The sequence below is a fragment of the Xanthomonas fragariae genome, assembly GCF_017603965.1.
Classification (GTDB): Bacteria; Pseudomonadota; Gammaproteobacteria; order Xanthomonadales; family Xanthomonadaceae; genus Xanthomonas; species Xanthomonas fragariae_A.
In genome coordinates this window covers 333,016-353,317 of the sequence record NZ_CP071955.1, presented here as the reverse complement: position 1 = coordinate 353,317, position 20,302 = coordinate 333,016, and the positions used below count along the sequence as shown (strand labels likewise).

The window sequence follows — 20,302 nt, the reverse complement described above, 5'->3', positions numbered from 1 at the left end:
GTTAGTGATTGTGAAGTTTCGCCGATCCAGCGCCTGTGGGGGGTGATGGCGGGCCATTGCACGGTGTTTGGCCGCTGTTGCAGGGGTGATGCGGGCATCGGCGTAGCAACACTTGCGCCCGGTAGTGGCTGGTTCCGGTAGGGCTCGCATGCACCACGCTGGAGCGGTTGGATTCACCACGCAACGACCCGGCGCTGGCCAAACTCGCCGCTCGCACGACGTACCGGAGATGGCCTTGAGTCCGAACGACCCACACCGCGCACCGGCCCAGGCCGCGAGCCCGGCAGATACTTCCGTGGTGGGCGGCATGAATCGGCGGACGCAGATCCTGCGCCTATTGCTGCGGTATCGCGGGTCGGGTGTGTTTGCCGGCATGAATCTGGATCCGGCAGCGATCAACGAGTACGAAGTCCCCGCAGAAGGTACGCCGGACCAGTTCGTCTCCGACCTGGAATCGCTCGGCCCCACCTTCGTCAAACTGGGTCAGATGTTGTCCACGCGCCCGGACATCGTGCCGCCGAAGTTCGCCACCGCGCTCGAGCGCATGCAGGAAAACACCAGCTCGGTACCAGTGGAACGCATTCGCCAGATTATCGAGGAAGAGCTGGGCGTGGCAGTCAACAAGGCGTTCTCTTTTTTCGATACGGTGCCGCTGGGCTGCGCCTCGCTGGCGCAGGTGCATCGCGCTGCGTTGCGCGATGGCACTCCGGTGGCGATCAAGGTACAAAAACCCGAGGTCGCCGCGCAGGTGCGCTCGGATCTGGACGTGCTCAAGAGTTTTGCCACCGCTGCCGATCGGCTGACCGGCATCGGGCGGCGCGTGCGCTTTGCCGATTGGCTGGGCGAGTTCGGCAAGACGCTGCGCGCCGAACTCAACTACGAAGACGAAGCGGAAACCTTGTTGCGCTTCGGTCAACATCTCAAGCCATTCCCGCTGCTGTGGGTTCCGCAACCGGTCTGGGACCTGAGCAGCCGCAAGGTGCTGACCATGCAGCTGGCTGAAGGCGTGCGCGTGGACAGGATTTCGGGCCTGCGCCGTACCGAACAACCGATGGACAAGCTGGCGGCCGAGTTGGTCAAGGGCTATCTGGACCAGATGTTCGTGCATGGCGAAATTCATGCCGACCCGCATCCGGGCAACCTGCGCGTCCTGCAAGACGGGCGCCTGGCGATCTTCGACCTGGGCATGGTTGCGCACGTCCCGCCGCGCTTGCGCGAGCGCCTGCTCAAGCTGTTGTTTGCGGCTGTCGATGGCCGCGGCGAGGAAGTCGCCGAAGAGACCATCGCACTTAGCACGCGTCTGGAGGATTACGACGAAGACCGCCATCAGCGCGAAACCGGGCAGATGATCGCACGCTACGCCGCGCATGACACGACATCCGAAGGCCGCGTAGTGCTGGACCTGGTGCGCATCGCCACGTCCAACGGTTTGCGCACGCCACCGGAACTGAGTCTGCTTGGCAAGACGCTGTTGAATCTGGAAGGCGTCTGTCGCGCGTTGTCGCCCACTCTGGATACACGTCGCGTCGTCGAGCGCCATCTGCAACACGTGATGCGCGCGCGCCTGAAAAAATCGCTGTCCGCTGCCAACCTGGCCAGCGAAGCGATGGAGCTGCAGCATCTGGTGCGCGAAGGGCCACGCCGCATGTCCGAAATTCTTTCGCTGGCCGCGGAAAACCGATTGCAGATGCGCGTCACCGGCCTTGAAGAGTCGCACCTTATGGAAAGCCTGCAAAAGATAGCCAACCGCGTTGCGGCCGGCATCGTGACTGCAGCGCTGATCATGGCCTCGGCGCAGATGATGCGTATCGAAACCGGCTTGCAGCTGTGGGGCTATCCGGCGATAGCGCTATCGCTGTTCCTGCTCGGCGTCGTGCTGGGCTTGGGCATCGTGCTCAGCGCATTATTGTTCGACCGCCGCGTGCGTGCGCGCGAAGAGCGTGGGCATCGATAGATGCGTTGGCAGAGGTAGCACGACGCAAAGCGGTATCGCTTGACGATACCGCTTTAAGTAAGGCGCTTAACTGCGATCGTGCAACATGGCGTTATTGATACGCGCCATGGTACGCATCGCAGGCGTATACGCAGCAGGCGCTCTCAACGTCGTCATTGCCTGGTCGCGTCGCGTATCCGGCAGCGTCACTGCGAAGAAGTCGAAGACTCCCCATTTCCGGCATCGCGCGCCACTGCCGCGCCCGCACGACTGAAGCGGATCTCCTGGGGCGACTGCAACGCAATTGCCATGGCGCCCATCCGCTGCAGCAGCGCGAAGAACAACTCGCTACGTACGCCATACGAATCGCGCGGACTGCTGACGTAGGCGAACGAATTGAAGTTGACGTACCCGCCGGCCAGCGAATCGATGAACACCGACGGCACCGGATCGGCCAATACCTTCGCATGCTCGGAGAACAATGCCAGCAGCATGTCGCGCACCTTGGCCACGTCGGTTTCCAGCGGCACCGAAAACTGCAGCTGCACCCGGCCCATCGGATTGGACAGCGTCATGTTGCGCACGCTCTTGGTGATCAATTCCGAATTAGGCACGATCAAGGTAGAGCGGTCGCCCACTTGAATTTCGGTCGCTCGTACGCTGATCTTGCGCACGTCGCCTTCTTGGTCGCCGATACGAACCCAGTCGCCGATCTTCACCGGCCGCTCCGCCAGCAGAATCAGCCCCGACACGAAGTTCTGCGTGATCGCCTGCAGACCGAAACCGATACCCACCGACAGTGCGCTCAACACCAGCGCAAGCCGTTTCAAGTCCAGTCCCAACGCGGTCAGACCCCACACCACCACGATCAACCATCCCAGATAGCGCGCCACCGTGCTGATCGAATTGCGCGCGCCCGCATCCAGCTCGGTCTTGGGCAGATAGGTGTTGAGCAACCACTTCTGCACCACGTGCACCAGGCCCATACCGAGCAGGAACACGCATAGCGCCCTGGCCACGTCGCTGGGCGTGATGATCAGCTCCTTGCCGATAGTGATGCCGTGCGAGACGTTCTCCAGCCAGCCGGTCACGGCGGCTATGTTGGCACCGTACGGCGTCACCAACGCTGCAATGCCCAGCAGCACGAGCAGCACACGGACCGCCGCGGACATCAACAATCCCACCTGCACCAGCCGGCTGCTGCTGATGCTCAACGCATGCGACAGCGCACGGCTGAAACGGCTCTCCGGCTTGAACACCCAGGTAGTCAGATCGTCGGCAAACATCACCAGCAACCCGAGCACGCTGCACACCAAGGTGATCCAGATGATCTGCTGCTCCACGAACAGCGCCAGATTGATGTAGCCGAACAAGGCCGCCACCAGCGCCACGATCACTGCCAGATGGCCAAGCAGGCGGATCAGCACGATGTAACCACCACCGCGCGAGACCACCGGCGGCGGGGCGTTGCTGTCGGGATCGGCTGCGCCAACATTGGCGGCGTGCGCGCGTAATGAAAGACTCAAACCAGCCAAGGCAGACAGGATCAACCCGGCATACAGCAGTGCCGCTACCGCATCGGTGGCGGTGGTCAACGCGCTACTGCTGCGTGCCACATCGTTGATCCTGATCGCCATGCCACTGCACCAGCTCACCGCCGCCGTGGCCAGGCAATGCACACGCAAACGATCCACCGTGGCATCGTCCAGCGGGAACAGCCGCCAAGTGGGCTGATGCTTCATCAACAGGCTGGCGGTGAGCGAACCGACGAAGGCAGCGACATAACTGATTACCACAACCGCACTCAGCAACTGCTCCAGATCCGCAGGAAGTTCGCTCAGCGCGCGTACGCTTTCGGCCAGCACCCATACGGCCGTACCCAGGCTCAGCGTGCCGACCAGCAGGAACCACAGGGCGAGCCCGGAGCGTCGCAAGCGCCCGCCGGGCGCACGTGAAGCCGCATAACGCCGCCCCAGATGCCGCAGGAAGATGCGCAGCGGAAACGCCAGCAATAGCGCCACCAGCGTACCGGTCACCAGACCTGCGATGCCGTTGGCCGGTGCTCCCGTGCGCACCACCTGCACCGCCTTGTCGGAAAGTCCCTGCAGGCGTGCGCGGTCGTCGGGCCATTGCTGCGCGATCTGGTTCCACAGCTTGGGCGACAGCGGCGAAGCCACCCGCGTGGACAACAGCTCGCTGAAGCGGTGCGCGCGCGCGCTCTCGAGCCGATCGGCCAGATCCTTTGCTTCCAATGCCAACAGGTTGGCGCGTTTGAACTCAGCATCCAGCCGATCGCGCTCTTTGGTCAGTGACTGGCGCTGGTCATGTAAGTCGGGCGGTTCATTTTTCTGTTCGACCCCAAGCCCTTCCAGTCGTACGCTGAGTTCTTTAAGCGGCGGCTCCAGCGTGCGCGCAAGATCCTGTGCCTGCCGTTGCGCGCCTATGACCTTATCGGCCAGCTCACGCAGCTGGTCGGTGTTGGATTCGTCCATCCCCGCTTCGGCCTGAGTCAGCACCTTCTGCATGCTGTCCAGCTGGGTCTGCGCATCCTCCAGCAGCGTGTCGTCCTGCGCCACCGCAGCGCCCACGCCCACCATCCACAGCGCGGCAATCAGTAGCACACGCCGCAACACGCCACGATGGGCACCCAAGACACATCGAAATTCGGACACAGGCAGGCATCGGACAGGCGCGGGACCACCGCGGGTGCGCGCATCTTAAGCCACTGCTCCCGGTCGAGCCGAGCAACCGGCGCCGACGATTCAGCCACGGCGGGCATGCGTGAGCCGATGGCGGCACGCGCAATGCGACTGGTCCTGGACATCCAACGACGCACTCGCATCGGCGGTGGCCCGACTTTGCCTCCCTATCCCAAGTTACGCATGAATGGGGCGAGCGTTTGTCACTTTGCGAAAACACGCCGCTGTCGCAGAATCCAGCTACCGCTAAGGCAGACGCAGCGGATGACCGCAAAGGAGACACTTCATATGCAAATTCAGATCCAAACCGACAAGCACGTGCCGCACGATCCCTCTGTCGTGCAGCATGTCGAGAAGACCTGCTCCGCCCAGCTGGCGCATTTCGCCAGCGACATCACCCGCGTTGAAGTGCACTTACGCGATGAGAACGGTCAGCGCGGCGGCGCAGCGGATCGAACCTGCAGCATTGAAGCCCACGTCGCCGGCCTGCCGCCGATCGCAGCCACCAACAGTGCCGAAACCACCGCCTCTGCCGTCACTGGAGCCGCCCGCAAGCTACGCGCGGCCATCGAACACGCACGCGGCAAGCAACAGTCCAAGGCGACTGCCCCGCCGCCGGAACACATCTGATTGACCCCTGACAAGGTGGCGCCGCGGCTGCTCGCCCGCTGGCGCCCATCCAGGCCGTGATCGCCAGCAGCGGCAAGATCAACACGCCGCCGATGTGAATCGCCCAGATTCGCAAGACCTTCCAACAGACGGCCTGCACGGCAGGCGCCTGCAATGCACATCGACCGGGTTAACGCTCTCGCCGTCACAGCCCGCAAACGACTTTGGCCCGCTGTCATGGCAATGCATGGCAGCGGGCCGACTGCTTCAATCTGGTGCGCCCGGAGGGATTCGAACCCCCGACCAATGGCTTCGGAAGCCACTACTCTATCCGGCTGAGCTACGAGCGCCTGGCCGCGCATTATGCCAGAACAGCCGTCGCGCGCGTGACTGCGCTTGGCGACGCGGGGCATGCCAAACAGGTGGGATAGGCAGTAGCGTGCCGTAGCCTGGGGCTTGCGCGGACTGCGGTCATGGGATGGGTGGCGTCAGGTCGACGTTGATCGCACATTCGCCGCAGATTGCTCAAGCTTTATACCGATATCGCAATCGGTGGAAAACACCTTACGGCATGGACGTCGATGTCGTTGGTTGTTGATGGAGCAATTCACCGGCAAGGCTGCTTAAGAGCGGCTGACAAAACCCATTGAATATTGTCTCACCGGCGGCAAAATTGCGGACATGACACGTCGCAAAGAGATCCGCCATTGCGCTGTGGAAGCGCATCGAGCCACTGATTGCGCAACTGAAGCGTTCGTCCAAAGGTGGACGGCCGCGTATCAGTGATCAGCAAGCCCTCAACGGCATTGTCTATGTCCTGCGCACGGGCGTGCCATGGGAAGACCTGCCTGTGGAACTCGGTTATGGCAGCGGCATGACCTGCTGGCGCCGGTTGCGTGATTGGCAGGCCGCAGGTGTGTGGCATCGTCTGCATCAATCGTCTGCATCAGGTGTTGCTGGCCGAGCGACGTCGCGCCCAGACGCTGGATCTGAGCCGAGCAAGTCTGGACGCCGCCAGTGTGGCCTCCCCCCGGGGGGCGCCTACACCGCGCCAAACCCGACCGACCGCGGCAAACGCGGCAGCAAACGGCATCTGATCGTCGATCGCAACGGCGTGCCCTTGGCGGTGTGCGTCACCGGCGCCAATCGGCACGACTCGGTCGTGTTTGAGGAGTTGCTTGATGCCTTGCCTGCTATCTCCGCAAAACCAGGGCGCCCGCGTCGCGGGCCAAGCAAACTGCATGCCGACAAAGCCTACGACATCGAACGGTGTCGCACCTCCCTCAAGCAGCGCGGCATCATTGCGCGGATCGCACGCAAGGGCATTGAGCGCAATGACCGGTTGGGCCGTCATCGCTGGGTCGTCGAGCGCACGCATGCCTGGTTCGCAGGCCTGGGCAAACTGCGCATCCGCTTTGAACGCCGCATCGATCTCCACTTGGCGTTGCTCTGGCTTGCTTGCTCCATCATCTGCTGACGGCCTCTTCCTCGGTTTTGTTAGCCGCTCTTAGAAAAGCCGCCTGCGTGTGTCGCCTTTGCGCTGCGCATGCACTGTGCGCAATAGACATCATGCGTCTTGCAAACCGACTCGCATGCGAAGCAGATCGACGCATCGCGATGTTTTGTATTGATCGATATCAATGGCATCACGAAGTGCCGCTGCCAGTTTCATACCGAAAACTTCGTATGTAGCGCGCAACGTATCATGCCAGCCATAAAATGCGCAGCGTGTCACATAGATACCATATATCGCATGCCTTGCAGGCGGGGATTGCCCACTTTCTAATCGAGGCATTGGCGATGCTGACGCAATCGCCAATATCGGCTGCGCACAGGGGAGCCGATGGATGATCTAGTGGCACCATTCCAACTTCTGTAAAGATACGTTACGTGACTTTTTGGGATAAACGAACATGACTCCTGTCGCCGCCTCTAGGCATTCTTTCATCATTCACCGAGCAATCGACCCGCAATGTCGGCCACTGTGGCCAGCCTGCAATGCAACATGCGTCTAGACGGCTTTAATGCTTGACGGACTTTTCCTAAACCGGCCAATAGCGCCGGGTCTTCGCTCCCAACACATCTTCTGGCTCCACAGACTCGGACTTCATAGGCGCGAGCTAGGTTGGATGGAGCAGCTGCAACGGCCGATCGCCCCATTGGCCGGAACGAGGACTGTGTCGCTTCGACCGTGCCTACCCTTTGACTGGAACCAAACGGAATGAACTCTTTTCTCAGGCGACCTCTCGCCCTGTTGATCGGCGCCCTCCTGATCGGCAGCGCGCCACCCTCGGCGCTGGCCGCAGCACCGGTGACGGCTACGGCTGTCAATGCCAACTCCAGCTCCAACTCCAACGATCCATTGCTGCGCTACCAATGGCATCTGCTCAATCAGGGACAGGCAGTGATCGGCGACAGCCGCCCGGTGCCTGGCGTCGATATGGATGTGGAAATCCTGCACGCCTTGAACATCCGCGGTCGCGGCGTGCGGGTCGGCGTGGTAGATAACGGATTGGAGCTGGGTCACGAAGATCTGTCCGACAACATCCTGCCCAACGGCTCGCACAACTTCGGCGATGGATCGCACGACACCACGCCTATCGACCCTGATAATGGCCACGGCACCGCTGTCGCCGGCATCATCGGTGCGGTCGGCTGGAACGGCCGCGGTGGGCGCGGCGTGGCGCCGGAAGTACTGCTGGCAGGATTCGATTTCCTTGCACGCGCTTCGTCCAATAACGACGCAAGCGTCCGGTATGCGTGGGGTGATGGGCCAGAGGCACGCAATATCGATGTATTCAACAATAGCTGGGGGACGGTTGCAACCGTTTATTTAGACATCTCCGATGAGGAACGTCGCGCATGGGAAACCTTGATGCGCTCGACGCGCAGCGGTCTTGGCGGCATTTACATCAAGTCGGCGGGCAATAAATTCAGGGACCTGAGCGTAGTAGACGAAAACGGAAATATCGTCAACCTCTGTAGCGAACTATCGCGCACACTGAACGTCGGCTGCATATTGGCTAACGTCGACCCGTTAACAAATCTGCCCGGCACCATTGTTGTGGCCAGCGTCAATGCCAAGGGCGAGCACGCTTCGTATTCCTCGTCAGGCTCTGCCTTGTGGGTCTCCGGTCTTGGCGGTGAATTCGGTTATCAACGCAAGTTCTCTCCCGATGCGGCGTCCAGTCTTCCGCCGGAGTTCGCACCATTCGCTTACGACCCGGCCATCGTCACCACCGACCTCAGCGGCTGCGCCGCAGGCGACAACGCGGACGATCCCACCACGGTCGACAATGCCTTGGACGGCAGCAAGTCCAAGATCGACCCATCGTGCAACTACAGCGCCACCATGAACGGCACCTCGGCCTCCGTGCCCACCGTCTCCGGCGTCGCTGCGCTGATCCTCAGCGCCAATTCCAGCCTGAGCGCGCGTGACGTCAAATACATTCTTGCGACAACTGCGCGCCAGATCGACCCGTGGCAACCGCCTGTGGTCTATCAGGGCAGCGTGATCGATCCGGGATGGATCACCAACGCGGCAGGACATCGCTTCAGCAACTGGTACGGCTTCGGTTTGGCCGATGCAGCTGCGGCTGTCTACAAGGCGAGCCACTTCACACCGCTGCCGCCTGTACGCGACACGCAGTGGGTGAGCTCCACCGATGCGGCCAGCCAGATCGGTGGGCCGGCGCGGCCGGGGAAACTGCGCATCCGTATCCAGCAGGCGATGAAGGTCGAAGCGGTACAACTATCGCTGCATTCCGCGCACAAGACACCCTCCAACCTGCGGGTGGTTCTGGTGTCGCCGAGCGGGACACGCAGCGTAGTCGCCACGCCCTTCTCCGCATTGGATCCGGCCCCCTATGCAAAGACCGGCTTCTACATCGACCTCACTTCCAGCAATGCGTTTCTGGATGAGGCATCACGCGGGGTCTGGACCTTGGAAGTCACCGACATGAGCGAGCCCAGGACCACCGTTGCACTCAACGCCTTCAAACTTCGCATCCTGGGGCACTGACATGAAACCGATGATCGTTGCTTGTGTACTGACGCTTTCCATCGCCTCCATCGGTGCCGCGCATGCATCCCAATACATGGATGCCCAAGCCCTGCAAACGGCAGCCACGGGCGAGCGCTTTCAATCCGGCCCGGACATGTTCCGCATGCTGCCCGGCACGGTCGTGACCGAGAACCTGCAGCTGGACGCTGCAACAACAGCGCATGGATCGGCTGGCGGTGCGCATGCACGGATGGCGAGCGCATTCCCCAATGGCAAGGTTGCCGCCCGCATCGGGCCGTATGCCGTAATACTGGATGCACCCGCAAGCGCGGCGCGCAGTCTCTCCACCACCGCAGAACGCAGCATTGCCGCTGCAGTGAACGAGCGCAACGGCCGTGTGGTGCTGGTCAACCCACACGTCAAACTCACCGGCACCACGCCTGCAACTGCGAGGTCGCTTGCGAGCAGCACCGGCGGGACCATCGCTTATACCTCGACCGTGGACGGCAGCGCGGTCATCGTCTATCCATCGGTAGAAAAAGCGCAACGTGCGCTGCCCAGCCTGCAACACAGCAGTGGCGTTGCGCAGGCATCGCTGGTGGTGATGCAGGCAATCAGGCAACCGATGTGAGCGCGACGGCCGCAGGCTGACACCTGCGGCCTTTGCTATGCCGAGCGGCATGACAGTCGATGTCGCCGACACCCTGCAAGACTCGTCCTATCCATTTACCGACAACCCACCATGACAACCTCTACTCTGCGGCGCCTACCGCTGCATTGCGCTTGCGTGCTGGCGCTTTGTCTTTCTTCGCTCGCAGCGAATGCGGCAACCCCGACCGGTGTCAACCCACCGATCAATGCGAAGGAGGCCAGCGACCCGTTATTGCACTACCAATGGCATCTGCTCAATCAAGGTCAGCCGGTGATCGGCGACAGCCGCCCCGTGCCCGGCGTGGACCTGGACGTGGACATCCTGCACACGCTCGGCATCCGCGGTGCAGGCGTCAATGTCGCCGTCATCGATGACGGCCTGGAGATCGCGCACGAGGATCTTGTCGACAACATCGTCGCCGGCGGGTCGCATAACTTCTTGAAGGACTCCAACAACCCCACCCCGCCTGCGGACGAGATCGACAGCAACCACGGCACTGCGGTCGCCGGCATTATCGCCGAGCGCGGATGGAACAACATTGGCGGGCGCGGTGTTGCGCCGGACGCCGGCCTGGCCGGCTTCAACGCGATCGCTGAAACCGATGGCAGCAAGCAATACGTCGATATTCGCTACGCGTGGGGCGATGGGCACGAGGGGCGTCGCATGGACGTGTTCAACAACAGCTTCGGCGTCTCCGCGCCGTCCTATCCATTCAGCGACACCAACGAACAACGCTCGCTTGAAACGCTGATGCAGGCCCAGCGGGGCGGCAAAGGTGGCATCTACGTCAAGTCGGCAGGCAACGATTTCAATACGCTGATCGATGTGGATGCGCAGGGCAAACTGATCGACCGCTGCGCCGACCGGACGCGGCAGCTCGGGGTTGGTTGCAGCAGTGCGAATATCGACTACATCAACAGTTTGACGACCATGATCGTCGTCGGTGCCGTCAATGCCGACGGGGTACGCGCGAGTTACTCGTCGCCTGGATCAGCGTTGTGGGTGTCCGGGCTCTCGGGCGAGTTCGGCTTCCAGCGTCGCTTCGATCCGCATCCGGAGACCTTCAAGGAGGTCTATGGAATTCTCAATGCGCAGGGCCCGCAGCCATTCTTTTCGCCGGCGATCGTCACTACCGATCTGAGCGGCTGCACCGCCGGTAACAATCGTGATCGCAACCGTGCACCACAAAACGGACTCGATACCAGCCGCTCCAAGATCGATGCATCGTGCAATTACAGCGCACGCATGAATGGCACCTCTGCCTCCGCACCCACCGTGGCAGGCGTTGCCGCGTTGATGCTGAGCGCCAACCCGCAACTGACGCTGCGCGATGTCAAATACATTCTTGCCACGACCGCAGTCCAGGTCGATCCCAACCAGCCCAAGGCCGTTTACAAAGGCACGGTGATCGAGCCAGGGTGGATCACCAATGCTGCTGATCACCGTTTCAGCAACTGGTACGGCTTCGGGCTGGTCGATGCGGCGGCGGCGGTGGAACGTTCCATGCACTTCACCTCGCTGCCTGCGATGCAGGACACCAAGTGGAGGGTGTACGCGGGCAAGAGCAGCACTATTGGCGGTGTCGCTGCGCCCGCCAGGTTGTCGTTGAACATCACGCAGTCTTTCAAGGTGGAAGGGGTGCAGCTGTACTTCTCGACCACGCACAAGGATCCGAGCAATCTGCGGGTGGTGCTGGTATCGCCCAGCGGCACGCGCAGTACGGTGATGACGCCATTTTCCACACTCGACACGAGCCCGGATGGCACGGTGGTCTGGCTGACCTCCAGCAATGCCTTCCTGGACGAATCCTCGGCCGGGCGCTGGACGTTGGAGGTCAACGACATGCTCGCCGACAAGGGCAAGGAACAACTTCAGGAGTTCGAAATGCGCGTGGTGGGCCACTGATATGAAGACATCTCTGATTCCCCTGCTGTTGGTCGTTGCCGCTAGCGTGTCCACTGCTGCTTCGGCACAGAGCCTGGGCAGCAAACACCTGCACGATGCCGCCACCGGGCAGACCATTGCGGTAGGCCGCACAAGTTTCCGGCTAATTCCCGGTGCGGTGGTGCGTCCCGTTCAGGCTGCACGTGCGACGACCAGCTCGCAATCGCTGTCGACCGCACAGACAACTGCGGACACACCGCTGGCACGCTTCGATCGCTATGCCATTTATCTTGACAACGCGACTGCGGCGCGCGCGGCATCGGCCGTCCGTCCTAGTGGACAGCAGCCGACCGTGGCCGCCGCGATCGAGACACGGACCGGCCAGCTGACCTTGCTCGGTACCTCGATCAAATTGTTCGACACCACGCCCGCGGTTGCGCGTGCACTTGCCACACGGACCGGCGGCAAATTGATCTACGCATCCGACATCGATGGCAGCGCGATGATCGGCTACGATTCGGTGGCCACTGCATTGGACACCTGCAAGCAATTGCAGGGCAGCAAGGGCGTGGGTGCGATCATGCCCGAGGTGATTCAACGGGCTGCGCAGCTGTTGTGACGCTACTGCTGTGTTGCGGCTGTTGTGTTGCAAGGTGCGCTTGCAGCGCTTCATGAACAGCGTTTCAGTAGCGGCGACACAACTTCAGACTTGTCCCCGGCGCCAGAATTCAACGCCAGGCACAGGCCGGCCCGCGCAACGACCCGCCCGCTGCGCGCCGCGCTGGCGCTGCGGGCAATGTCGGGATGCCGGCAGGCGTGAACCCGATGTCATCACGCTTGGCCGAGCAGCGCGCAGCACCAGCACCGTCCCTGCAGGCGGTGCCGATAAGCCCACGTTGATGGTGACGGTCAATCAAGACGTAATCGTGCCCGCTTGGTAGTGGCTAACAAAGCGTAGCGAACAGTCGCCAATTGGGTGCGGACGGCGCCCAGGAACCGCAGTGTACGCGTGGTACATGCCGATTCCGATCACCGGCCGCGCCCGCGTGGCGGTGAGCGCAGTCGTTTTGTTAGCCACTCTAAGTACTTTGGGAGGTCAGTACAGGCACACGACGCGGCGCAATCTCCAGGCGAGGCATGACCACAGCCGAGCCGCGCTGCTACTCTTTGCCACATGAGCAAGCATGGTGTTGAACAGATACCCGCAGCGTCCGCGCTGACGTGGCCGCTGCGACTGGGTCAATACTGGAAGCTGGTGCGTGGCGACCGCCCGATCGGCAGCCTGTTGCTGCTCTGGCCTACCTGGTGGGCATTGTGGCTGGCCGCAGACGGCATGCCGCCGCTGTGGACGCTGTTGGTGTTCACCGCCGGGGTCTGGCTGACCCGCTCGGCCGGCTGCGTGATCAACGACTATGCCGACCGCTGGCTGGACCCGCACGTGGAGCGTACCAAGTCGCGTCCGCTGGCCGCTGGTGCGGTTTCCGGACGCGAAGCGCTATGGTTATTCATCGCACTGATGCTGGTGGCGTTCGCGCTGGTGCTCACCCTCAACTGGCTGACCGTGGCGCTGAGCGTGCCCGGCGTGTTCCTGGCCGCCAGCTATCCTTATCTCAAACGCCACACCCACCTGCCTCAGGTCTATCTGGGCATGGCATTCGGCTGGGGCATCCCGATGGGTTTTGCCGCAGTGCAAGGCAGCGTGCCGCTGCTTGCGTGGCTGCTGTACGCGGCCAATATCCTGTGGGCGACTGCATACGATACCTGGTACGCCATGGTCGACCGCGAAGACGACATTCGCATGGGCAGCAAATCCACCGCCATCCTGTTCGGCAAGTTCGACCTGGTCGCACAAGGCGTGCTGTATGGGCTGATGTTTGCAACCTTGGCACTGGTAGGCCTGCGCGCACAACTCACCACGGCGTATTGGGCAGGCCTGGGCATCGCAGCGCTGCTGGTGATCTATGAATTCTACATCGCCCGCCATCGCGAACGCGGCCCCTGCTTCCGCGCTTTCCTGCACAACAACTGGATTGGCGTGGCAATCTTCGTCAGCATCGCTGCCTCGCTGGCGTTGCGCTAGGTGCGCCATCATCGTCGGCACGCGCGCATCAAGCGTGCCAACTCCAGCAACTGTTCGGGCATTTGCCAGGAGAGTCCGGCGTGGCGACCTCACTTCCTCCCGCGGCCGCTCAGAATCGTAAAGAGAATATAGAGGATAAGGGGTTGCGGTGAGGGTACAGGCGAAGCCTCGTCCTCGTCCTCACGGCACCCGTGCACACACCCACGCATCCACCCGCTGCACACCCGCACGACGCAATGCCTGCGCAGCAGCATGCAAGGTCGCGCCGGTGGTCATCACGTCATCCACCAAAGCCACATGCGCCGGCAACGCGCCACGCGCGACGAAGGCATCGCGCAGATTGCGCTGGCGCTCGGTCGCATCCAATTCGGATTGCGGCGCGGTCGCGCGCACACGTTGCAGCAATGGCAGGCAGGGCAGTTGCAGCGCGCGGCCAAGCGGCTTGGCCAGCTCCAGCGCCTGATCGTATCCACGCTGACGCAAGCGCTGCCGATGCAGGCTCACCGGCACCAGCGCATGCGGGCGTGGCAGGCCCGCACAGCGTTTGGCCATCAACTCGCTGAGCAGCCGGCCCGCCGCCAAGTCCTGATGAAACTTGAAACGCCGCAGCAAACCGTCCACCGGCCAGCGATAGGTAAAGCACGCATGCACACGCTGCAGCGGCGGAGGATGCTGCAGGCATTGCCCGCACAGCGCCACCCCATCGGGGTCATACAGCTGGGTGGCGCAGCACGGGCAGGCGTGGCCGTGATCCGGCAAGGCGGCACGACACGAGAGGCACAGATCGTAATCGGCAGTGCCGGCTTCTGCGCAGACCAGGCACAAGCTCGGCAGCAGCAGCCGCAACATCCGTCGCGGCCACTTGTAAACCGATCGCACCTCATTGAAGTTGACAGTATCTTCCATGCTCACCAGACTGCCTGGCTTCCAAGCCGCTGACCGTCAGGAAACTCCGATGTCTGTTGTCGTCCGCCATGACTGGGATCGCAAAGAGCTGCAGGCGCTGTTCGATCTGCCGTTCCCGGAGCTGCTGCACAGCGCCGCCGGCGTGCACCGCGCTCACTTCGATCCAGCCGAGGTGCAGGTGTCCACGCTGCTGTCGGTCAAGACCGGCGGCTGCCCGGAAGACTGCGCTTACTGCCCGCAGGCGCAGCGCTACGACACCGGCGTGACCGCGCAGAAACTGATGGAAACCGAAGAAGTCGTCGCCAAAGCGCGACAGGCCAAGGCCGCCGGTGCGTCGCGCTTCTGTATGGGCGCAGCCTGGCGCTCCCCCAAGGAGCGCGACATCCCCAAGGTCGCAGCGATGATCCGGGAGGTCAAGGCGATGGGCCTGGAAACCTGCGCCACGCTCGGTATGCTCGACGCCGGCCAGGCGCGCGCGCTCAAGGATGCCGGGCTGGACTACTACAACCACAATCTGGACACCGCGCCGGATTACTACGACTCGATCATCCACACCCGCCAGTATCAGGATCGCCTCAACACGCTGGAGCATGTGCGCGATGTCGGCTTGAAAACCTGCTGCGGCGGCATCGTGGGCATGGGCGAAACGCGTGAACACCGCATCGGCCTGCTGCTGGCGCTGTCGACGCTGCCGGCGCATCCGGACTCGGTGCCGATCAACCAGTTGGTGCAAGTCGCCGGCACCCCGTTGCATGGCACCCAGCAACTGGATCCGTTCGAGTTCGTCCGCATGATCGCCGTCGCCCGCATCAGCATGCCCAAGTCGATGGTGCGCCTGTCGGCGGGCCGCGAAGCGATGAGCGACGAACTGCAGGCGCTATGCTTCCTGGCAGGCGCAAACTCGATTTTCTACGGCGAAAAACTGCTCACCACCGGCAACCCAGACACCGAACGCGACCTGGCGCTGTTCCAGCGCCTGGGCCTGCGCCCGATGCAGGTGACCGTCGACGCTGCCGAGCACGACCACCACGGCACCGTGCATGCCGACATCACCGTAGTGCCGCTTGCGAGCACGCCGCCCGATCGCGACTCCGGCACCGGTCGTCGGTGTCGGCTGGGCGCACTGAGCCCGGCACGCTAGCCTAGCGGCCCTTCTTCGTTGTTGACCGACCCCATGGCTCGCCCCGATCTGCACGAACGGATTTCGTCGCTGCGCACATTGCGTGTTGCTCAAGAACGGGTGCGGGTGCGGCGTCAAGTGAGCCGCCGCGATGGCGTGCGGTTGGAAATCGATGGCCGCTGGCTGACCGGTTTCTGTTCCAACGACTATCTGGGTCTGTCGCAGCAGTTCGAAGTGATCGCAGCGCTGCAAGACGCCGCGGCGCGCGATGGCGCCGGCGCGACCGCCTCGCATCTGATCTGCGGCCACCACACCGCGCACGAAATGCTGGAGCGCGAGATTGCCCAATGGTTGGGTTATCCGTCGGCCTTGTTGTTAGGCAGCGGCTTCATCGCCAATCTGGCCGTGCAGCAAGCCTTGCTTAGCGAAGAAGACGATGTCTGCGTGCAGGACCGGCTCAATCACGCCAGCCTGCTCGATGCCACACGCCTGGCCGGCTGCCGGTTGCGGCGCTATCCGCATCTGGATGTGGGAGGTGCGATGCGTCAACTCAAAGGGTCGCCCGACGGTACGGCGATACTGGCCAGCGATGGAGTTTTCAGCATGGATGGCGATGTCGCGCCGCTGCGTGCGTTGAGCTTGGTCGCACGCATGCAGGAAGCGTTGTTCTATGTCGACGATGCACACGGCGTGGGCGTGCTCGGTCCGCAAGGGCGCGGCTGCGTGGCCGATGCCGGACTCGGTGTGGCCGAAGTGCCCCTACAATTAGTGACGCTGGGCAAGGCACTGGGCGGGTATGGAGCGGTGGTGGTCGGCGAGCAAGCGCTGGTGCGTCATCTGGCCGAAACCGCGCGCCCATACATCTACAGCACTGCGTTGCCGCCGGCGCAGGTCGCTGCAACGTTGGCGGCGGTGCGCTTGGCGCGTCGCGACGATTGGCGGCGTGCGCGACTTGTCGAGCTGATCGGCACTTTCCGCAATGGCGCGCGTCGGCATGGTTTCGAACTGATGGCGTCCGATACGCCGATCCAGCCCTTGCTGTGCGGCGAAGATGCGACCGTGATGGCAATGTCCGCTGCGCTGGAACAGTCCGGTTTCATGGTTGGCGCAATTCGTCCGCCTACCGTGCCAGAAGGCAAGGCGCGCCTGCGCGTCACTCTGTCTGCATTGCATACGCCGCAACAAGTGCAGGCGCTGATCGAGGCGATCGTGCAGGCGCGCGATGTGGTAAGCCGGCAGCCGTTGCGTGTGTCTGACTGAGGACGACTGTCAGAACGACAGCGCAGCGGGCGAGCGCGGTGCAACGGTATCGAGGCGACATGGTCCCTCCATGCAGTCCCTGCGCACCACATGCGCTCACCTGAAAGCTCATCGCTGACGTGTCGTTAGCCATTCCAAACATGACGACACCCACACCAGCACAACGCCGCGTGCGGGAAGCCTTGTTGCCGCTGTATCTGGACAGCGGATGCGACAACCAGCACGACAGCATTATGCAGATCTTGGCCGCCTCTCCATTCCCGCTGGCGCAACTGCGCACGATGGTGTCGTACGCGGTGCATCCGCTGTTGATCGGCGATTTGCGCAGCATGGCCAGCGTGTGGGATGGATTCGATCCGGAAGGGATGGCCGCCGCGATCGCCGCGCGGCATGCACGCCGCTGGCGCTGGCCGGACCGTTGATGTTGGCGCGATTATGCGCATACGCAATGGGACTGGCACGCACCGAAGATCGGCGCGCTACGCGCAAGCTCCACGCGCTGACGCAAGACACATCGACCCACACGCACTGACCCATGCGCCGGTCAGCGACAATCAGCGACAATCCCCGCATGCATATCGATGTCATCGGCCAAGGGCCTGCGCTGGTTTTTCTGCACGGTTGGGCACTGCATGGCGGCGTATTCGCACCGCTGGTGGAGCGCCTGACACCGCACTATCAAGTGCATCTGGTGGATCTGCCTGGGCACGGTTTCAGCCGCGAGGACAGCACGCCGCTGGCACTGCCGTACGTGGTCGCGGAAATCGCCGCGGCGATACCGCCAGCGGTGTGGATCGGCTGGTCGCTGGGCGGATTGTTCGCGCTGCATGCCGCAGCCACCCAACCGCAGGTGCGTGGGCTGGCGATGATCGCGGCCACCCCGCGCTTCGTAAAAGGCAACGATTGGCTCGATGCGGTCGAACGCGACATATTCGTGCAATTCGGCCAAGACTTATTGCGTGATTTTCACGGCACGCTGGAGCGTTTTATTGCGCTGGACACGATGGGCTCGGCACACGCACGCTCCGAGTTGCGCAGCCTGCGCGAAACGCTCACTGCGCGCGGCGAACCGGCTGCCGAGGCATTGCAACAAGGCCTGAGCCTGCTGGAACGCACCGACCTGCGCCGCGCACTCCAACAGCTTGCACGCCCCAGTCTGTGGATTGCCGGACAACGCGATCGCCTGGTCCCGGCCGCCGGCGTGCATGCTGCTGCTGCGCTGGCTCCGCAGGCGCAGGCACTCACCATTACCGGCGGCGGTCACGCACCGTTTCTCGGCCACGCCGAGCAGGTCGCCGAGGCACTGCAACGCTTCGTTGCGTCCCTGCCTTGAGCAGAGCACCGATCGTGCGGCATCGATGATCGAGGGAGAAACGCATGGATTTAGGAATCGCCGGACGTCGGGCATTGGCGTGCGCCGCTAGCAAAGGTTGGAGATTGGGCTGTGCACGCACATTGGTCAGCGAAGGCGTCGAGGTGGTGATCGTGGCGCGTGGCCGCGATGCATTGGAACAGGCTGCCGACGCGCTGCGTGCGCTTCCGGGTGCAGGCGAGGTGCGCAGCGCGGTGGCCTACATCGCCACACCGCAAGGGCGCACCGACGCGCTCGCCGCCTGCCCGCAGGTGGACATCCTGATCAACACCACCAGTGGTCCGCCGCCTGGCGATTTCCGCCAGTGGGAGCGCTAGGATCGGCTGCGCGCATTGGACGCCAAGCTGCCCGGCCAGTTCGCCACCGACCGGCTGCGCGGCAATTTCGCCGCCATCGCACAACAACAAAGCAGCACAGCCGAAGACGTCGCCGAGCGCAAGCGTGCAGGCATTCCGGCCAGGCGCTTCGGCGAGCCGGACGAGTTCAGCGCAGCCTGCGCGTTTCTGTGCAGCGCTCAGGCCACCTATATCACCGGGCAGAACCTGCTGATCGATGGCGGCAGCTGGCAGCTATCCAGGTACCTTCTAGAAGTTGCGTGTGCGCACGCAGTTGCATTCCACGCCACCGGCCCTGTCGCCTGCAACCGGTGTTGGTGTTGGTGTTGATCATGGTCAGCATCGGCACCTTCAGCTGGGGATCGTTCCGCGATTTGCGCCATTAGAGAGCGTGTTGTGCACTTTGGGATGAGATGCGTTGGTGGCCGGTGGCGCGCCACAGCAACTACCTCCAGACCCACCGGATGCATGGTGGTGGGCCTGCGCAACACATCGATTCCCTCCGCCGCGCGCAGCGGCGACAATAACGCCTCTAATGAACAGTACTCTCGACCCCCGCCACGTCCGGCGCGCCTTTGCGCGTGCCGCCAGCAGCTATCTCGCCGCCGCCGCGCTACAGCGCGAAGCGGAAACGCGCCTGCTCGAATCGCTCGACTACCTGGGCGAGCAGATTCCCAAGGTGGTGCTGGATGTGGGCGCCGGCCCGGGCCATGCCAGCAGCGCAATCAACAAGCGCTGGCCCAAGGCCCAGGTCATCGCGCTGGATCAGGCCATGCCGATGCTGCACCAGGCGCGCAAGGCAGCCGGTTGGTGGAAGCCATTCGCGCAGGTATGCGCCGATGCACGCGCACTGCCCATTGCCGATGGCAGCGTAGATGTGATCTTCAGCAATCTATGCCTGCAGTGGGTGGAAGACCTGCCGGCGGTATTCGCAGGCTTCCGCCGCGCGCTGCGACCGGGCGGGCTTTTGCTGTGCTCCACCTTCGGCCCGCAGACGCTGATCGAACTGCGCGAGGCCTTCGCGCAGGCCGACACCGCCCCGCACGTCAGCCGCTTTCCGCCGATCGCCCAGTTCGGTGACGCCTTGCTGATGTCCGGCTTCCGTGACCCGGTGCTGGACCGCGACCTGTTCACGCTCACCTACAACGACCTGCCCGCCCTGATGCGCGAACTGCGTGCGATGGGCGCCACCAACGCGCTCAGCAACCGCCGCGCCACCCTGACCGGACGTGGCCGCTTTGCTGCGGCCAGCGCCGCCTACGAACCGTTACGACGCCCGGATGGCGCCCTGCCCAGTTCCTGGGAAGTGATCTACGCCCACGCCTGGGCGCCGACGCCGGGTGCGCCCATCCGCGAACATGGACACGACATCGCCAGCATACCGTTGGCCTCGATCCCGATCCGCCGCCGGATCGACTGAGCGGCGATGCAAATCGCCGATCGCGACGC

General features: G+C 63.0%; 15 protein-coding genes, 1 tRNA gene, 1 other RNA gene and 1 pseudogene. 14 read left to right on the top strand and 4 right to left on the bottom strand.

The annotated features are described in order from the left end of the window. The first annotated feature begins 229 nt into the window (after positions 1 to 229). Entirely contained in the window at positions 230 to 1,954 is a 1,725-nt protein-coding gene (locus J5I97_RS01630) for an ABC1 kinase family protein (RefSeq protein ID WP_208588596.1), read from the top strand. 185 nt (positions 1,955 to 2,139) lie between these two features. On the opposite strand, the gene J5I97_RS01625 is transcribed toward J5I97_RS01630, so the two are convergent. Further along, positions 2,140 to 4,563 carry a DUF3772 domain-containing protein gene (locus J5I97_RS01625; RefSeq protein WP_208591506.1) on the bottom strand — a complete coding sequence of 808 codons (2,424 nt, stop codon included), beginning with the start codon at positions 4,561 to 4,563 and terminating at the stop codon, positions 2,140 to 2,142. 357 nt (positions 4,564 to 4,920) lie between these two features. On the opposite strand from J5I97_RS01625, the gene J5I97_RS01620 reads away from it, so the two are divergent. Continuing rightward, on the top strand, positions 4,921 to 5,262 hold the full coding sequence (locus J5I97_RS01620) for an HPF/RaiA family ribosome-associated protein (protein WP_208588594.1): 342 nt from the start codon (positions 4,921 to 4,923) through the stop codon (positions 5,260 to 5,262). A gap of 252 nt (positions 5,263 to 5,514) precedes the next feature. Here J5I97_RS01620 and J5I97_RS01615 read toward each other — a convergent pair. Further along, positions 5,515 to 5,591 (bottom strand) — tRNA-Arg (locus J5I97_RS01615). A 356-nt stretch (positions 5,592 to 5,947) separates the two neighbouring features. On the opposite strand from J5I97_RS01615, the gene J5I97_RS01610 reads away from it, so the two are divergent. The 5 genes from J5I97_RS01610 to J5I97_RS01590 all read left to right on the top strand — a co-directional run bounded on the left by J5I97_RS01610 (position 5,948) and on the right by J5I97_RS01590 (position 12,399). Further along, positions 5,948 to 6,718, top strand: coding sequence for an IS5 family transposase (locus tag J5I97_RS01610; protein ID WP_345776694.1), 771 nt, complete (start codon positions 5,948 to 5,950; stop codon positions 6,716 to 6,718). A 777-nt stretch (positions 6,719 to 7,495) separates the two neighbouring features. Then, positions 7,496 to 9,262: a S8 family peptidase gene (locus J5I97_RS01605; RefSeq protein WP_208591504.1), complete on the top strand. Its 1,767-nt coding sequence runs from the start codon at positions 7,496 to 7,498 to the stop codon at positions 9,260 to 9,262. A 1-nt stretch (position 9,263) separates the two neighbouring features. After that, positions 9,264 to 9,875, top strand: a complete 612-nt coding sequence (locus tag J5I97_RS01600; protein WP_208588592.1) for a hypothetical protein — start codon at positions 9,264 to 9,266, stop codon at positions 9,873 to 9,875. Between the two features lie 111 nt (positions 9,876 to 9,986). After that, positions 9,987 to 11,801 carry a S8 family serine peptidase gene (locus J5I97_RS01595; RefSeq protein WP_208588590.1) on the top strand — a complete coding sequence of 605 codons (1,815 nt, stop codon included), beginning with the start codon at positions 9,987 to 9,989 and terminating at the stop codon, positions 11,799 to 11,801. Position 11,802: 1 nt separating this feature from the next. Further along, entirely contained in the window at positions 11,803 to 12,399 is a 597-nt protein-coding gene (locus J5I97_RS01590) for a hypothetical protein (RefSeq protein ID WP_208588583.1), read from the top strand. A 323-nt stretch (positions 12,400 to 12,722) separates the two neighbouring features. On the opposite strand, the gene J5I97_RS01585 is transcribed toward J5I97_RS01590, so the two are convergent. Continuing rightward, positions 12,723 to 12,798, bottom strand: a non-coding RNA gene (locus J5I97_RS01585) — sX9 sRNA. A 156-nt stretch (positions 12,799 to 12,954) separates the two neighbouring features. On the opposite strand from J5I97_RS01585, the gene ubiA reads away from it, so the two are divergent. Continuing rightward, the gene (ubiA, locus tag J5I97_RS01580) at positions 12,955 to 13,860 is read left to right on the top strand and encodes a 4-hydroxybenzoate octaprenyltransferase (protein ID WP_208588581.1); all 906 of its coding nucleotides are present in this window, start codon (positions 12,955 to 12,957) and stop codon (positions 13,858 to 13,860) included. 180 nt (positions 13,861 to 14,040) lie between these two features. Here ubiA and J5I97_RS01575 read toward each other — a convergent pair whose 3' ends face one another. Next, the gene (locus J5I97_RS01575) at positions 14,041 to 14,766 is read right to left on the bottom strand and encodes a ComF family protein (RefSeq protein WP_208588579.1); all 726 of its coding nucleotides are present in this window, start codon (positions 14,764 to 14,766) and stop codon (positions 14,041 to 14,043) included. Positions 14,767 to 14,815: 49 nt separating this feature from the next. On the opposite strand from J5I97_RS01575, the gene bioB reads away from it, so the two are divergent. The 6 genes and pseudogenes from bioB (at position 14,816) to bioC (ending at position 20,273) form a co-directional block, all read left to right on the top strand. Beyond that, a complete protein-coding gene (gene bioB / locus J5I97_RS01570) occupies positions 14,816 to 15,907 on the top strand; it encodes a biotin synthase BioB (protein ID WP_208588578.1) in 1,092 nt (363 codons plus the stop codon). Positions 15,908 to 15,940: 33 nt separating this feature from the next. Further along, a complete protein-coding gene (bioF, locus tag J5I97_RS01565) occupies positions 15,941 to 17,146 on the top strand; it encodes an 8-amino-7-oxononanoate synthase (RefSeq protein WP_208588575.1) in 1,206 nt (401 codons plus the stop codon). A 140-nt stretch (positions 17,147 to 17,286) separates the two neighbouring features. Next, complete coding sequence (locus J5I97_RS01560; protein ID WP_430541814.1) at positions 17,287 to 17,568, top strand: DUF7079 family protein; 282 nt, start codon at positions 17,287 to 17,289, stop codon at positions 17,566 to 17,568. Between the two features lie 149 nt (positions 17,569 to 17,717). Further along, positions 17,718 to 18,479: a pimeloyl-ACP methyl ester esterase BioH gene (bioH, locus tag J5I97_RS01555; RefSeq protein ID WP_208588568.1), complete on the top strand. Its 762-nt coding sequence runs from the start codon at positions 17,718 to 17,720 to the stop codon at positions 18,477 to 18,479. 44 nt (positions 18,480 to 18,523) lie between these two features. Continuing rightward, positions 18,524 to 19,084: pseudogene (locus tag J5I97_RS01550) on the top strand (SDR family oxidoreductase); the annotation flags it as partial. A 304-nt stretch (positions 19,085 to 19,388) separates the two neighbouring features. Beyond that, complete coding sequence (gene bioC, locus J5I97_RS01545) at positions 19,389 to 20,273, top strand: malonyl-ACP O-methyltransferase BioC (RefSeq protein ID WP_208588563.1); 885 nt, start codon at positions 19,389 to 19,391, stop codon at positions 20,271 to 20,273. Positions 20,274 to 20,302: the final 29 nt, after the last annotated feature.

Coding starts and splice junctions, on each gene's coding strand:
- J5I97_RS01630 (WP_208588596.1), top strand. CDS start 230: ATGGCCTTGAGTCCGAACGACCCACACCGCGCACCGGCCCAGGCCGCG.
- J5I97_RS01620 (WP_208588594.1), top strand. CDS start 4,921: ATGCAAATTCAGATCCAAACCGACAAGCACGTGCCGCACGATCCCTCT.
- J5I97_RS01600 (WP_208588592.1), top strand. CDS start 9,264: ATGAAACCGATGATCGTTGCTTGTGTACTGACGCTTTCCATCGCCTCC.
- J5I97_RS01595 (WP_208588590.1), top strand. CDS start 9,987: ATGACAACCTCTACTCTGCGGCGCCTACCGCTGCATTGCGCTTGCGTG.
- J5I97_RS01590 (WP_208588583.1), top strand. CDS start 11,803: ATGAAGACATCTCTGATTCCCCTGCTGTTGGTCGTTGCCGCTAGCGTG.
- ubiA (WP_208588581.1), top strand. CDS start 12,955: ATGAGCAAGCATGGTGTTGAACAGATACCCGCAGCGTCCGCGCTGACG.
- J5I97_RS01575 (WP_208588579.1), bottom strand. CDS start 14,766: ATGGAAGATACTGTCAACTTCAATGAGGTGCGATCGGTTTACAAGTGG.
- bioB (WP_208588578.1), top strand. CDS start 14,816: ATGTCTGTTGTCGTCCGCCATGACTGGGATCGCAAAGAGCTGCAGGCG.
- bioF (WP_208588575.1), top strand. CDS start 15,941: ATGGCTCGCCCCGATCTGCACGAACGGATTTCGTCGCTGCGCACATTG.
- J5I97_RS01560 (WP_430541814.1), top strand. CDS start 17,287: ATGACGACACCCACACCAGCACAACGCCGCGTGCGGGAAGCCTTGTTG.
- bioH (WP_208588568.1), top strand. CDS start 17,718: ATGCATATCGATGTCATCGGCCAAGGGCCTGCGCTGGTTTTTCTGCAC.
- bioC (WP_208588563.1), top strand. CDS start 19,389: ATGAACAGTACTCTCGACCCCCGCCACGTCCGGCGCGCCTTTGCGCGT.